17 protein-coding genes and 1 other RNA gene are annotated in these 12,425 nt (G+C 65.8%); 12 read left to right on the top strand and 6 right to left on the bottom strand.

Annotated features, from left to right (window positions below):
- The first annotated feature begins 18 nt into the window (after window positions 1–18).
- Window positions 19–474 (top strand): hypothetical protein, encoded by a 456-nt coding sequence (locus ACI2JH_RS05490; RefSeq protein ID WP_404735635.1) that lies wholly within the window; start codon window positions 19–21, stop codon window positions 472–474.
- A gap of 14 nt (window positions 475–488) precedes the next feature.
- Here ACI2JH_RS05490 and ACI2JH_RS05485 read toward each other — a convergent pair whose 3' ends face one another.
- On the bottom strand, window positions 489–1,154 hold the full coding sequence (locus ACI2JH_RS05485; RefSeq protein WP_404735634.1) for an SOS response-associated peptidase: 666 nt from the start codon (window positions 1,152–1,154) through the stop codon (window positions 489–491).
- A 112-nt stretch (window positions 1,155–1,266) separates the two neighbouring features.
- On the opposite strand from ACI2JH_RS05485, the gene ACI2JH_RS05480 reads away from it, so the two are divergent.
- From ACI2JH_RS05480 to ACI2JH_RS05465, 4 genes are all read left to right on the top strand, one after another.
- Window positions 1,267–1,677, top strand: coding sequence for a BLUF domain-containing protein (locus ACI2JH_RS05480; RefSeq protein ID WP_404735633.1), 411 nt, complete (start codon window positions 1,267–1,269; stop codon window positions 1,675–1,677).
- Window positions 1,678–2,063: 386 nt separating this feature from the next.
- Window positions 2,064–2,507, top strand: a complete 444-nt coding sequence (locus ACI2JH_RS05475; protein ID WP_019182765.1) for a BLUF domain-containing protein — start codon at window positions 2,064–2,066, stop codon at window positions 2,505–2,507.
- 52 nt (window positions 2,508–2,559) lie between these two features.
- Window positions 2,560–2,925 carry a hypothetical protein gene (locus ACI2JH_RS05470; RefSeq protein ID WP_404735632.1) on the top strand — a complete coding sequence of 122 codons (366 nt, stop codon included), beginning with the start codon at window positions 2,560–2,562 and terminating at the stop codon, window positions 2,923–2,925.
- Between the two features lie 62 nt (window positions 2,926–2,987).
- Window positions 2,988–3,200 (top strand): hypothetical protein, encoded by a 213-nt coding sequence (locus ACI2JH_RS05465; RefSeq protein WP_404735631.1) that lies wholly within the window; start codon window positions 2,988–2,990, stop codon window positions 3,198–3,200.
- On the opposite strand, the gene ACI2JH_RS05460 is transcribed toward ACI2JH_RS05465, so the two are convergent.
- Both ACI2JH_RS05460 and ssrA read right to left on the bottom strand, forming a co-directional pair.
- Window positions 3,188–4,456, bottom strand: a complete 1,269-nt coding sequence (locus ACI2JH_RS05460) for a tyrosine-type recombinase/integrase (RefSeq protein ID WP_404735781.1) — start codon at window positions 4,454–4,456, stop codon at window positions 3,188–3,190. The two genes, ACI2JH_RS05465 and ACI2JH_RS05460, sit on opposite strands and share 13 nt — an antisense overlap.
- 104 nt (window positions 4,457–4,560) lie before the next feature.
- Window positions 4,561–4,953: a transfer-messenger RNA gene (gene ssrA / locus ACI2JH_RS05455) on the bottom strand.
- 267 nt (window positions 4,954–5,220) lie between these two features.
- On the opposite strand from ssrA, the gene ACI2JH_RS05450 reads away from it, so the two are divergent.
- Window positions 5,221–5,742, top strand: coding sequence for a hypothetical protein (locus tag ACI2JH_RS05450; RefSeq protein ID WP_182655807.1), 522 nt, complete (start codon window positions 5,221–5,223; stop codon window positions 5,740–5,742).
- Window positions 5,743–5,937: 195 nt separating this feature from the next.
- Here the strand turns inward: ACI2JH_RS05450 and smpB are convergent, their stop codons facing one another.
- Window positions 5,938–6,441: an SsrA-binding protein SmpB gene (gene smpB, locus ACI2JH_RS05445; RefSeq protein WP_042612310.1), complete on the bottom strand. Its 504-nt coding sequence runs from the start codon at window positions 6,439–6,441 to the stop codon at window positions 5,938–5,940.
- Window positions 6,442–6,498: 57 nt separating this feature from the next.
- Here smpB and ACI2JH_RS05440 point away from each other — a divergent pair, with 57 nt between their 5' ends.
- Complete coding sequence (locus ACI2JH_RS05440; RefSeq protein WP_101099724.1) at window positions 6,499–6,927, top strand: type II toxin-antitoxin system RatA family toxin; 429 nt, start codon at window positions 6,499–6,501, stop codon at window positions 6,925–6,927.
- A gap of 4 nt (window positions 6,928–6,931) precedes the next feature.
- Window positions 6,932–7,195: an RnfH family protein gene (locus ACI2JH_RS05435; protein WP_101099725.1), complete on the top strand. Its 264-nt coding sequence runs from the start codon at window positions 6,932–6,934 to the stop codon at window positions 7,193–7,195.
- Window positions 7,196–7,239: 44 nt separating this feature from the next.
- Here the strand turns inward: ACI2JH_RS05435 and ACI2JH_RS05430 are convergent, their stop codons facing one another.
- Window positions 7,240–7,635: an outer membrane protein assembly factor BamE gene (locus ACI2JH_RS05430; protein WP_042612307.1), complete on the bottom strand. Its 396-nt coding sequence runs from the start codon at window positions 7,633–7,635 to the stop codon at window positions 7,240–7,242.
- A gap of 103 nt (window positions 7,636–7,738) precedes the next feature.
- On the opposite strand from ACI2JH_RS05430, the gene fur reads away from it, so the two are divergent.
- Window positions 7,739–8,155, top strand: coding sequence for a ferric iron uptake transcriptional regulator (gene fur / locus ACI2JH_RS05425; protein WP_042612306.1), 417 nt, complete (start codon window positions 7,739–7,741; stop codon window positions 8,153–8,155).
- 249 nt (window positions 8,156–8,404) lie between these two features.
- On the opposite strand, the gene recN is transcribed toward fur, so the two are convergent.
- Entirely contained in the window at window positions 8,405–10,066 is a 1,662-nt protein-coding gene (gene recN / locus ACI2JH_RS05420) for a DNA repair protein RecN (RefSeq protein ID WP_182655608.1), read from the bottom strand.
- A gap of 115 nt (window positions 10,067–10,181) precedes the next feature.
- Between recN and hrcA the strand changes: the two genes are divergently transcribed.
- The 3 genes from hrcA to ACI2JH_RS05405 all read left to right on the top strand — a co-directional run.
- Window positions 10,182–11,246, top strand: coding sequence for a heat-inducible transcriptional repressor HrcA (gene hrcA / locus ACI2JH_RS05415; protein WP_404735630.1), 1,065 nt, complete (start codon window positions 10,182–10,184; stop codon window positions 11,244–11,246).
- 63 nt (window positions 11,247–11,309) lie between these two features.
- Window positions 11,310–11,819: a nucleotide exchange factor GrpE gene (gene grpE / locus ACI2JH_RS05410; protein WP_101099729.1), complete on the top strand. Its 510-nt coding sequence runs from the start codon at window positions 11,310–11,312 to the stop codon at window positions 11,817–11,819.
- A 168-nt stretch (window positions 11,820–11,987) separates the two neighbouring features.
- The coding region (locus ACI2JH_RS05405) for an Hsp70 family protein (protein ID WP_404735629.1) at window positions 11,988–12,425 on the top strand (438 nt) is incomplete at its 3' end.

Below are 12,425 nucleotides of genomic sequence, written 5' to 3'. Positions count from 1 at the left end.
CCCATGAGGTAGCTCACAATGAATTTCGATACCGTCTTGAACCTCCGCACCGAGAGCGCCGGGCAGCGTGGCGTGGTCATCCTGCAGTTCGTCCCGCAGCAGGCGATCGGCACGCAGCAGCTCACGCTCTCCACTGCCCCGGCGACCGCCGCGGCTATGGAGGTGGGTGCCCGCTACAACTGGACCGCCGTAAAGGTTGAACCAGGCGACGGCAGCACCGGCGGCGCGTCGACCGCCATGAGCTTCGCGGCCACGTTGAACCAGCGCACCGAGTCCGCGAGTCAGCCTGGCGTGGCCACCCTGCAGTTCGTGCCGGAGGCCAGCATCGGGGCGCCCCAGCTGACCATGACGGTGCCGCTGGCGGTGTCTTCCCCGCTCGAGGTTGGCTGCACCTACCGCTTTGAGGCGGTCAAGGTCGAAGAACCAGACACCGGGGCACAGGCGCCAGCTGATCCGGTCGAAGATGCTGCGTAAGGGCCTGGCAAGGCCTACGCAACGGCCGCGAGCAAATCCGGCACGTTGTTCCTGGGCGAGTTCACGGCACGGCTGACGCGGTAGGCCTCCATCGCCGGAGGCTCGCTGGCCAGAAGCATCGCCATGGCGTCGTCGGGCTCGGCGGCCATCCACTCGTCGACCTGCCCGGGCTGCAGCCACACCGGCATGCGGTCGTGGACGTCGGCCGACACGCCGCTACTGTCGCCGGTGATGATGGTGAAGGTGCCGAGGTTGCCCTCGGGCAGCAGTGGGCTGGTGTCTTCCCACAGCCCCGCCGCCAGCAGGGGCCCGGCCGCGTGGATGAACCAAGGGTCCTTCTTCCCGTCCTCGGGGCTGACGGACCATTCGTAGTAGCCGGCCATCGGCACCACGCACCGGCGCTTCTTGAAGGCAGTCCGGAACGCCGGCTTCGTGGCCACGGTCTCTATCCTGGCATTGATGGTCGAGCCCTGCAGGCCCTTGGCCTTGGCCCAGAAGGGAAGGAGGCCCCACGCTAGCCGGGTGACCTGCCGGCCCGTGCCGCAATCGAGGATGACCGACGCGCGCTGGGTCGGTGCCAGGTTGTAGCTGGGCGGCAGCTCGAGCAGGCCCTGCGCCAGGTCGGGCAGGCCGAGCTGGTCAGGCTTGAATATCGGGGTCTGGACGAAGCGGCCGCACATAGTGCTTCTCTAACGTGCTGGTTGTGACCTGCCTGCGAAGGCTTTCTGTAGCAGCCGTCACAGCGCGGTAGCTGCTGCGTGCGTAGGGTCGGAGGCCCGCTAGGAGGTGGTGATGCCAGTTCGTGCTCTGGTTTACGTGAGTCAAAAGTCCGATCGGTTGGGCGAGTACGACTTGGAGGCACTCGTCGCGGATGCGGCAACGTTCAACGCGACAGCCGATGTCACCGGCATCCTTCTGTTCGATGGGCAGAGGTTCCTGCAGTATCTAGAGGGGCCCGCGGCCGGCGTTGAAGCTGCCTTCCGGCGTGTATGTGTGGCCACCAGCCACAAAGAGATCATGCTGCTAGCCGGGGGGATTGTCGGCGCTCGCTTCTATCCGTCGTGGTCAATGATGCTCATCGGAGCCGATCGCTCAAGCCTCGACCAGATTGCGTCGGGTGATTGGAACGGCTTCGTGCGCAGGGGAGTAGTCGCGCGGCCCACTGCGGTGGATCACATGCTTACGCTTACCGAGAAGGCTTAGGCGCTCGCTGACGCGCGGGCGGTCAAGTCTTTTTGGGCTGGTTGCCAAGCCCTGCATTGGCAACGCCCTGCCGAGCGCCACAGCTCGGGCAAAAGAGGATGACTCCCCCCGGAAGGCTGCGGGCTGCATCGATATCCGCAGTAGTCACATGCTGGCAGCGCAGGCACTGCGCGGTCACGGACGTAACCGAACTGAATAGAGAATCGCCCTGAGGACCAAGGTCGAACGAGAGAATGAGGAATGCACCGGTGGAAGTCATGCGCGCAGTCTTAAGGATGACTAGTTCATACTAGGCATGAGCCATTAATTTGACCTCTAGCTGAACAGAGAGCAGGCTCACGGCAAGCACAGGGGATTGTCGCATTTCACTCACGCCAAGGACCGCTGTGCCAATTCAGGCTATTTCATATACCAGCAGGGCTAGCCCTGGCCTCGGTCCAGACGCCATTGACGAGCTTGCACGCTCTGCGGCTGTGTTCAATGCGCAAGCTGGGGTGACCGGGCTGCTGCTTTTCGATGGCAGCCGATTTCTGCAGTACCTCGAAGGGCCTCGTGACGGCATGGCGGTCGTCTTCGCCAAGGTGCAGAACTCACGCTCTCACCTGGAGCTGGTCGAACTGGGGCGCGGCTTTCCCGGGCGACGCTTTTTCCCCTATTGGTCGATGCAGCTATTGCCAGCGGAGCCGACGGATCTTTACGACATAGTCGGTGCTGACTGGTCCCGTCTGGTGCTTAGGCGGACTCGGGAAGAGGGCGAGGCGGAGTCTGGCGTTGAGCGTTTGGCGCGTCTCACGGTTCCCCATTGGGTCGACCGGCCCTTGGCTCCTTGAGGGGAGCGGATGGTATCGGCCCGTGAGACTGGACCGGCCTATGCTCCCGCCCATGGACGCCGACACCCAGACCCTCACCCCTATGCCCGATGGCTTCTGCTGGAAGCCCCGCTGCCACCTGGACACCCTGCCGACGGGGTTGTTCCTGCACGGCGTGCAGGTGGCCTCGATGCAGCAGAGGGTTGATGGTTCGTGGCTGGCCAGGCTGAGCCCCGAGGATGGGTTGCATGCCCCGCTGCTGCTCAGGCCGTGCAGCTCGTTCGATGCCGGCCGGCGCGGGTGCGAGCTGTGGGCTCTACGCCACGAGCAGCTGCTGCGGCGGAAGGTGGCGAAGAAGCTGCAGTGGATCCAGGACCACGTCGTGCTGCGGGGTAGGGGGAAGCAACTGGACCCGGGCAACGTGCTGGGGCGCCACTGACGCGGTCAGCTGCCGTTGCCTGCGTATCGGCCCCTGCGACAGGCCGGCGGGACAATGGGCCCATGACGAGAGAGCACGCAGGAAAGGCGCGCTGGGCGCGCACCAAGGCTGCCGGCCTATGGCAGCAGGCCACCGAGCTGGACCGTGACCGCACCGGCAGCTGGGAGGACAGAGCAGGGCGCCGACGCGCCGCTGATCGGCTCCGCACCGAGGCGGCGCGGTTCGAATTGATGGGGCGCCGCTTCGACCCAACTCCCGACGATCAAGCCGCCTGACCACGACGCAGCGGCACGACGTTGCTCATGCGCAGCCGATCCAGATAGTCGGCCCAGTCCTGCATCATCCGCGTCCGCTCCACCAAGTGCGTGGTCCGGTTGTAGGCCCGGCCGTTCGGGTCCTTCACCGCGTGCGCGAGCTGGTGCTCGATGATGTCCGGCCGGAAGCCCAGCACCTCATCCAGCAGCGTGCGCGCGCTGGCTCTGAACCCATGGCCAGTGGCTGTGTTCTTATCGAAGCCCATGACGCGCAACGCGGCCAAGACGGCCACCTCTGACATGGGCCGCTTGGCGCTCCGCGCGCCAGGGAAGACGTACGTGCCCCGGCCTGTCAGGTTGTGTAGCTCCCGCAGCACCTCAACGGCTTGGCTCGCGAGCGGAACGACATGCGCCTGGCGCATCTTCATCCGGGCCGCCGGGATGCTCCAGAGGGCACCGTCCAGATCAATCTCGGCCCAAGTCGCCTGCCTCAGCTCGCCCGGACGCACAAACACCAACGGCGCAAGCTTCAGGGCAGATTGAACGACCAAGGTCCCGCGATAGGCATGCAGGGCCCGCAGCAGCCCGCCCAGCGCGACAGGATCGACGACTGCGGCATGGTTCCGCTCAGGCGCCGGCGCGAGCGCGCCGCGCAGGTCAGCCACGGGATTCCGTTCAGCCCGGCCTGTCGCGATGGCGTAGCGCATGATCTGGCCGCAGTTCTGCATGATCCGGTGGGCAGACTCGATGGCGCCCCGCGCCTCGATCCGCCGTGCTACCCGAAGGAAGTCAGGGGCCGTCAGTTCGCCGATGGGGCGGGAGCCAATCCAAGGGTAGACGTCGTTGGCCATCCACGCCTCGACCTTGATGGCGTACTTCGGCACCCAGTCGCGTTTGGCCAACCATTCGCGCGCTGTGACCTCGAACGTGTTGGATCCCAGCTCAGACTTTGCCTGGGCCACCGCTTTCCGGTGCTCGCTGGGGTCGATGCCGCGAGCGAGCAGCTGCCGGGCCTCTTCCCGCCGCTGGCGGGCCAGGGCCAACGGCACGTCCGGATAGACCCCGAGGGCGAGCCGCTTCTCCTTCCCGTCGAACCGGTACTTGAGGCGCCACCATCGGCCGTCCCGGGGGGAGATCTCCAGATAGAGGCCGCCACCGTCGAACAGCTTCTGCGTACGGTCAGCGGGCTTCGCCCTGCGTAGGGCCAGATCGGTAAGTGGGGGCATCAGGTCGGGGGCGGGGGGCAGATGCCCCAGAATATGCCCCCACCGTCTCACCAACTGCAACGCACGGCGCCGAACGAGCCCGAAAACGAAAAAGCCCGGAAACCCTTGAAGTGCGGGGGTTTCCGGGCTCTCGCGGACCTTCTCGGTCCCTTCAATGGTGGAGGTGGGCGGAATTGAACCGCCGTCCGAAGGCACTCCATCCCCAGCTCTACATGCTTAGCTCACCGTTGAGTCTCGTCCCGGAACAGCACGGTGTGCGAAGCACATCCCGGAACAAGCCTGTTGCGTTCTAGTGCTGGACTGACAGGCAGCCGCCCAGCTCGATTCCATGATAATGACTCTACGCTGCGAGCATGGACACAAGCAGTTTCGAGGCTCCGCCTAAGTCGGCAGAAGGTCTAACTCAACAGCTTTTAGGCTGCGAGTGCGACCGGAGCGTAGTTGTCGTCGTTGGCAACTAGAGTTTTGCAGCTGGATTTACGAGGAAAGCTACCCCCTCGGCATGCGCCAAGCGACTTCACAACCCCCGTCGAAACCAATGCACCCCCGGTTTCAAACAAGTGCTTGCAAGTACTGGCCCGGTCCCGATGACTTGGAGCAGGGCTGCCCAACGCGGATGATGCTACGCCAATCCGGCTGAACAGTCACGCAAACGCGCGTTTTTCCGGTAGCAAGCGTGGATCTTGAACTGTTAACGTCTTCCCGACCTCTTTGCGACGCCCGCCGGGCAAGCATGGGGACTGGCTCTGCAGGCGAGGTTACAGGTGGACGTAAGCAACAAGCGCAGCCTTCGGCAGTTGGTCGGCCCGGTGGGAATGGGCTACCTGCGCAGGGCCGTGCCGCCGCCGTGGGTGTGGACGGTGCTGGTTGCCCTGGTAGCGGCCGGGTGCCTGATCGAACTGCCGGTGACGGCAGCTGCGGCCTTGGTGGCCAGTGCGGTGGTGGTGCACTGGCCACGCCGCAAGCGACCCTCGCTGGGCTATTGGCGGCTGCTGGGCCTGCTGTTGCTGGCGGTGCTGGCGTGGGCCCCGGAGCCGGACATCCTGTCCCAATGGTTCGAGCATGGCTTGGCGATCGCGCTGCTGGCGTTGGCCATGGTGAGTGCACTGACCCACGTGCTGCAGGCGCGTCGGTTGTCGCGCCGTCTCCAGCAGGCGGCCGATGCGATGGATGACTCGCGGCTGCTGGCGTTGCTGCCGGGCGAAGCGGCGACGCTGGCCAATCGCTGGCGCGCGGGTGATGACAGTCATGCTGACGAGCTGGCCGTGGTGATGCACCTGGCGGTGATGCACGCGGCGTTGTCGCCGCGCAAGCCGGGTGGCGCGGTGGACGTCTGAGGAGGGGAGGGCGTGATGACCAATGTCCGTCACCCACCGAAGCGACGCATTGACGGCCAGCGGCCGTCACTACCGGACTATCCGGGTGGTGGCGCCGAGCCATGCTCGGCGAGCGTGGCGGCACGGGCGACAGCAACAGCGTGACGACCTGCGGTCGTCACCCACGTTACGAAGGCCCCGGAAGTGCGCAACCGATCAGGCGTCTCGGTTGCCGCGGCGCATGACCCGCGACTTTTCAATCGCCCATTCGCGGTCCTTGGCGGCGTCACGCTTGTCGTGGTCCTGCTTGCCCTTCGCCAGCGCCACTTCCAGCTTGATCTTGTTCTTGCTCCAGTACATCGCAGTGGGGACGATGGTGTAGCCATCGCGCTCCACCTTGCCGACCAGCTTGTCGATCTCGCTCCGATGCAGCAGCAGCTTGCGCTCGCGGCGGTCTTCGGCCACTACGTGGGTGGACGCCTGGATCAACGGGGTGATCTGCGCGCCGATCAGGAAGATCTCACCCTGTTTCACATAGGCATAGGCGTCTACGATGTTGCCGCGGCCTGCACGGATCGATTTCACTTCCCAGCCCTGCAGGGCGAGGCCCGCCTCGAAGCGCTCCTCGATGTGGTACTCGTGCCGGGCACGCTTGTTCAACGCGATGGTTTTGTTGGCCGTCGCGTTCTTTGCTTTATCCTTGCTGCTGTTCTTGCTCATTCCCGTATTGTCTCCGATTCGGGCCCGCCCGGTCGATCACCTGCAGCCGAATCTGAAATGCCTACCATCCGTCGAAGCGCCCTGGTTGAACACTCCGCGGCGCGCATGTTTGATCTGGTCAACGATATCGCCGCCTATCCGCGTCGTTTCCGCTGGTGTTCGGCCGCGCAGATCCTGGAAGAGGGCGACCAGCGCCTGGTCGCCCGCCTGGACCTTGGGCTGGGCTCGTTCTCGACCTGGTTCATGACCGAGAACACCCTGGCACGCCCTGCATCCATCGACATGAAGCTGCGCGATGGTCCGTTCAAGCGCCTGCACGGGCGTTGGGACTTCCATTCGCTGGCCGAAGACGCCTGCAAGGTCAGCCTGGAACTGGAATTCGAACCGAAGTCACGGTTGCTGGCGCCGGCGCTGGCGCTGGGGTTCCAAGGGCTGGCCGACCGCATGGTCAACGATTTCGTGCGCGTGGCTGACGAGCAGGAATGAGCGGGTGATCCGGGTTCAGGTGGTGCTGGCCTGGCCGGAGCGGGTGCTTGATCGCACGCTGGAGCTGGCTGAAGGCGCTACGGTGGCCGAAGCCATCGCGGCTGCGGCGCTGGAAGGCGGCCACGCATGCCCGGCGGTGGCGGTTCACGGCGTCATGGCGCGTGCCGACCAGGTACTGCAGGACGGCGACCGGGTAGAGCTGCTCCGCCCGCTGCTGGCCGACCCGAAGGACAACCGTCGGCGGCGGGCGAAGGCGCAGCCCAGGTAGGTGGGGCGGTGAGGCTGTGACGGCCAGCGGCCGTCACTACCGGCTCAGCCGCCGCCGCCCTTCTTCTTTTCCTTCGGCAGGTTGCGGCCGAACTGACGCACGGTCTGGGTGGCCAGCTTGGAATCCTGGGCCGGGAAGTAATCGCCTTCCCAGCGGGTGACCGCATCGTTTTCGAAGTACACGGTGAAGTTCTTCGTCTCGGTACGGCCCACGCGATCAATGCGCTGGCTGGCCATGTAGTCCCAGCGCTGGGCATGGAACGGGTCGGCCACCGAGGGGGTGCCCAGCAGGGCGTTGACCTGCTGCTTGCTCTGCCCGACCTGCAGCTTGGACACGGCATCTTCCCGGACCAGGTTGCCCTGATAGATGGGTTGCTTATAGATGATGCCGCAGCCCGTGGTGGACAGGGCAACGGCGGCGACCAGCAGGAGATTGCGCATCGGGAATCGCGTTTGGGGAAATCGATCCGATGATACACTCCCGGCGTGCCACCGCGACCCAATCCGAGGCAGCTGGCGCTAAATCGCCAATGAACGGAGACATATGGAAACCCACGACCTGCGCAAAGTCGGCCTGAAGGTGACCCATCCGCGGATGCGGATCCTGGCGTTGCTGGAACAGCGCAATGCCCAGAACCACCAGCACCACATGACAGCCGAAGACATCTACCGCCAGTTGCTGGAGCACGGTGATGAGATCGGCCTGGCCACGGTTTACCGTGTCCTGACCCAGTTCGAGGCCGCCGGCCTGGTGCTGAAGCACAATTTCGAAGGCGGCCAGGCCGTCTATGAGCTGGACCGCGGCGGCCACCACGACCACATGGTGGACGTGGATTCGGGCAACGTGATCGAGTTTGAAAGTGCTGAAATCGAAGAGCTGCAGCGCAAGATCGCAGCCGATCACGGGTATGAGCTGGAGGAGCACTCGCTGGTTCTCTACGTGCGCAAGAAGCGCCGCTGAGCCCTGGCATGAGCGTGACGACCAACGGTCGTCACCCACCGAGGCAAAACGCTGACGACCAACGGTCGTCACCCACCGAGGCGAAACGCTGACGGCCAGCGGTCGTCACCCACCGAGGCAAAACGCTGACGGCCAGCGGCCGTCACTACCCAAGGCGAATGGCGACGGCCAGCGGCCGCCATCCACCGAACGGTAGCACCGACCCATGGTCGGCGAGCGCAGCGGGCCGTCGGGCGGCCCGCCCGCAGGTCAGCCCGCCAGCAGCTTCCTGGCCGCCGCGCGTGCTTCCTTGCTGACTTCCACCCCGCCCAGCATGCGCGCCAGTTCTTCTTCGCGCGCCTTGGTGTCCAGCTTTTCCACCGCGCTCTGCGTCATGCCCTCCACCGGCGCCTTGCTGACCCGATAATGCGCATGGCCCTTGGACGCGACCTGCGGCAGGTGGGTGACGCACAGCACCTGGCGTTTCTCTCCAAGCGCGCGCAGCTTCTGCCCGACGATGTCGGCCACCGCGCCGCCGATGCCCGAATCGACTTCGTCGAACACCATGGTCGGCACTGCATCCAGGTCCAGAGCGGCCACTTCGATGGCCAGCGAGATACGCGAAAGCTCGCCACCGGAGGCCACTTTGCGCAGGGGGCGCGGCGGTTGGCCGGCATTGGCGGCCACCAGGAACTCCACCCGTTCGGCGCCCTGGGGATCCGGCTTGGCCAGGTCCTGCGGTTCCAGCTGGATCAGGAACTGGCCGCCGCCCATGCCCAGTTCGGCGATCAGCCCGGTGGTGGTAGTGGACAGTTCGGCCGCTGCGCGCTGGCGCCCGGCGCTGAGCACCGCCGCCTGTTCGCGCCAGGCGATCGCGGCCTTTTCGATTTCGCCGGCCAGCTTCTGCAGGCGCACGTCAGCCCCCCGCAGCTGCTCGACTTCGGCCTGCATGCGGTCACGCTGGGCGGCCAGCTCTTCCATCGGCACGCGGTGCTTGCGGGCCAGGTCATGCAACCGGCCCAGTCGGCGCTCGTTGTCTTCGAACTGCTCCGGGTCGGCGTCCAGGTCATCGTGCACGCGGTCCAGCAGGCTCAGCGCTTCCTGCAGCTGGATGCTGGCGCTGTCGATCAGCGCATCCACCTCGCCCAGCCGGGCATCGTGCTCGATCATCCGTCCCAGGTCGCCGCGCACCTGCGCCAGCAGCCCCAGCGCGGAGGCGTCGTCATCCCCGTTGATCCGGGTGGTGGCGGTATCGCAGGTGGTCAGCAGGGCGCTGGCGTGGGCCTGGCGGCGATGGCTGGCGCCCAGCGCGATGATCGATTCAGGTTCCAGATCTTCGCGTTCCAGTTCGCGCAGCTGGTGTTCCAGGAAGCCGATGCGGTCGCTGACATCGCCCTGCTGGGACAGCGCGGCGGCTTCGTCGACCAGCGTCTGCCAGCCGGCCGCAGCCACCCGTACGGCGCGGCGCTGCTCGGCGTTGCTGGCATAGGCATCCAGCAGGGCCAGCTGCGAAGGCCGGGTCAGCAGCGCCTGCTGTTCGTGCTGGCCGTGGATTTCCACCAGCAGGCCGGCCAGTTCAGTGAGCTGGGAAATGGTCACCGGGCGGCCGTTGATCCAGGCCCGCGAGCCACCGTCGGCGCGGATCACCCGGCGCAGCTGGCATTGTTCGTCGTCGTCCAGTTCGTTGTCGGCCAGCCAGCGGCGGGCGCCGGCCAACTGTTCCAGGGCGAACTCGGCCGACAACTCGGCGCGCGGGGCGCCGTGGCGCACCACGCCGCTGTCGGCGCGCAGGCCGGACAGGAAGCCCAGCGCGTCCACCATCAGCGATTTGCCCGCGCCGGTTTCGCCCGATACCACGGTCATGCCGGGGCCGAACTCCAGTTCCGTGGCGCGGACAACGGCGAAATCCTTGATTGATAAGTGTCTGAGCATGGTCCAGTAGGTCTCTCAAGCCGCGCAACGCTAGCACGCACGGTGGCGTGCACCAATGACTTGCCAAGCGTCCTTCCCGGCATTATCTAGGAGGGGAGTCTCACAGGCTGATCCAATGCCGCCGTCTTTCGACCAACTTGCCCCACGTTCGCGGCACCTGCTGCGTACCCTGATCGCCCGCCACATCCAGGATGGCGAGCCGGTCGGATCGGCAACGCTTGCGCGCACGGCAGGGCTGGATGTCAGCGCGGCCACCATCCGCAACATCCTGGCCGACCTGGAAGACCTGGGGTTGCTCAGTTCGCCACATACCTCGGCCGGGCGCATTCCCACCGCGCACGGCTACCGGGTGTTCGTGGACAGCCTGGTGCAGATGCATCCGCCGGGCGAGCAGGACCTGAGCCGCCTGCGCAGCGAGCTGGCCAGTGGCGCTGGCACCCAGGCGCTGCTCGGCAGTGCCTCCGAGCTGCTGTCGGCGATGAGCCATTTCGTCGGCGTGGTCAGTGCGCCCACGCGCGAGCAGTTCGCCTTCCGCCAGATCGATTTCGTGGCGCTGGACGCCCATCGCGTGCTGGCGATCGTGGTGTTCGCCGACAGCGAAGTGCAGAACCGGGTGATCGAGGCCCGCAGGCCCTGGGAGCCGGGCGAGCTGGAGCAGGTCGCCAACTACCTGAACAGTCATTTCGCCGGCCTGCCGGTGGCGCAGATCCGCCGCCGCCTGCTGCACGAGCTGCGCGATACCCGCAGCGAGATGGAACAACTGCTGGCGCACAGCATCGAGTTGGCCGAGCAGGCCCTGCAGCCGCCGGCCAACGACATGCTGGTGGCCGGCCAGACCCGCCTGATGGGCGTGCAGGACCTGTCCGACCTGGAACGGCTGCGCGAGCTTTTCGAGCTGTTTTCGAGCAAGCGCGAGATCCTGCAGCTGCTGGAGCGCACCATCCAGGCGCCGGGCGTGCGCATCTTCATCGGCGAAGAAACCGGGGTGGTGCCGTTGGAGGGCGTCTCGCTGGTCACAGCGCCGTATATTGCCGATGGGCAAGTACTGGGCGTGTTGGGGGTGATCGGGCCGAAACGGATGGCCTACGATCGGATGATCCCGCTGGTACAGGCCACCGCCGAGGTGCTCGGGGCGGCCTTTTCGCCGGGATCGGGCAACGCGATGACCCGCGGCGCTTGAAACGCAGTTTCCCGCCCACACTAGGTGGGATGGAGGCGGGGAGTCACCGCCAGGGAAACGCACATGAACCAAGATCATCACGATATCGAATCCAACCCGGCCGCCGACGAGGCCGCCACGGCCCACCACGACCAGCTGGAGCAGCTGCGCGGTGAGCTGGAGCAGGTCAAGGCCGATGCGCTGCGTGAGCGCGCCGACCTGGACAACCAGCGCAAGCGCATGACCCGTGACGTGGAACAGGCCCGCCGTTTCGCCAACGAAAAGCTGCTCGGCGAGCTGTTGCCGGTGTTCGACAGCCTGGACGCCGGCCTGAAGGCCGCAGGCGAGGACGCCAGCCCGCTGCGCGACGGCCTTGAAATGACCTACAGGCAGCTGCTGAAGGTGGCCGCGGACAACGGACTGGCGCTGCTGGACCCGACTGGACAGCCCTTCAACCCGGAACACCACCAGGCGATCAGCCAGGTCGACGCCAACGGCGCCGCCCCGGGCAGCGTGGTGCAGGTGTTCCAGAAGGGTTACCTGCTCAACGACCGCCTGCTGCGCCCGGCGCTGGTGGTGGTCGCACGCGACTGACCGCGGGTCGGGAAAGCCGGTGCCGCCGGGCATGGCCCGGCGCTGCCTGGATCCTGAATCGTGGAATACAGCGTCCCGGGATGGCTTGAATGTTCCACGAGCCTCCCCCACATCCCATTCATACACCGGCTGCGGCCGGATTAACCGAATAATCTTCAGGAGTCCCCCATGGGCAAGATCATTGGTATCGACCTCGGCACCACCAACTCGTGCGTGGCGATCATGGACGGCGGCAAGGCCCGCGTCATCGAAAACTCGGAAGGCGATCGCACCACCCCGTCGATCGTGGCCTACACCAAGGACGGCGAAGTCCTGGTGGGTGCCTCGGCCAAGCGCCAGGCGGTCACCAATCCGAAGAACACTTTCTACGCGGTGAAGCGCCTGATCGGCCGCAAGTTCACCGACGCCGAAGTGCAGAAGGACATCGCCCACGTGCCGTACGGCATCCTGGCCCACGACAATGGCGATGCCTGGGTGTCCACCAGCGATGCGCGCAAGATGGCGCCGCAGGAAATCTCCGCCAAGGTGCTGGAGAAGATGAAGAAGACCGCCGAGGATTATCTCGGTGAGAAGGTCACCGAAGCGGTCATCACCGTGCCGGCGTAC

The sequence above is a fragment of the Stenotrophomonas sp. NPDC078853 genome (assembly GCF_044901215.1).
In the GTDB taxonomy this organism is placed as follows: Bacteria; Pseudomonadota; Gammaproteobacteria; order Xanthomonadales; family Xanthomonadaceae; genus Stenotrophomonas; species Stenotrophomonas lacuserhaii.
Note: the sequence above shows the minus strand (reverse complement) of the source record. Positions and strands in the feature narration are given on the sequence as shown.

Bases quoted from the DNA above. Each gene is read 5' to 3' on its own strand.
- ACI2JH_RS05490 (WP_404735635.1), top strand. From the start codon at position 19: ATGAATTTCGATACCGTCTTGAACCTCCGCACCGAGAGCGCCGGGCAG.
- ACI2JH_RS05485 (WP_404735634.1), bottom strand. From the start codon at position 1,154: ATGTGCGGCCGCTTCGTCCAGACCCCGATATTCAAGCCTGACCAGCTC.
- ACI2JH_RS05480 (WP_404735633.1), top strand. From the start codon at position 1,267: ATGCCAGTTCGTGCTCTGGTTTACGTGAGTCAAAAGTCCGATCGGTTG.
- ACI2JH_RS05470 (WP_404735632.1), top strand. From the start codon at position 2,560: ATGGACGCCGACACCCAGACCCTCACCCCTATGCCCGATGGCTTCTGC.
- ACI2JH_RS05465 (WP_404735631.1), top strand. From the start codon at position 2,988: ATGACGAGAGAGCACGCAGGAAAGGCGCGCTGGGCGCGCACCAAGGCT.
- ACI2JH_RS05450 (WP_182655807.1), top strand. From the start codon at position 5,221: ATGGGCTACCTGCGCAGGGCCGTGCCGCCGCCGTGGGTGTGGACGGTG.
- smpB (WP_042612310.1), bottom strand. From the start codon at position 6,441: ATGAGCAAGAACAGCAGCAAGGATAAAGCAAAGAACGCGACGGCCAAC.
- ACI2JH_RS05440 (WP_101099724.1), top strand. From the start codon at position 6,499: ATGCCTACCATCCGTCGAAGCGCCCTGGTTGAACACTCCGCGGCGCGC.
- ACI2JH_RS05430 (WP_042612307.1), bottom strand. From the start codon at position 7,635: ATGCGCAATCTCCTGCTGGTCGCCGCCGTTGCCCTGTCCACCACGGGC.
- fur (WP_042612306.1), top strand. From the start codon at position 7,739: ATGGAAACCCACGACCTGCGCAAAGTCGGCCTGAAGGTGACCCATCCG.
- recN (WP_182655608.1), bottom strand. From the start codon at position 10,066: ATGCTCAGACACTTATCAATCAAGGATTTCGCCGTTGTCCGCGCCACG.
- hrcA (WP_404735630.1), top strand. From the start codon at position 10,182: ATGCCGCCGTCTTTCGACCAACTTGCCCCACGTTCGCGGCACCTGCTG.
- grpE (WP_101099729.1), top strand. From the start codon at position 11,310: ATGAACCAAGATCATCACGATATCGAATCCAACCCGGCCGCCGACGAG.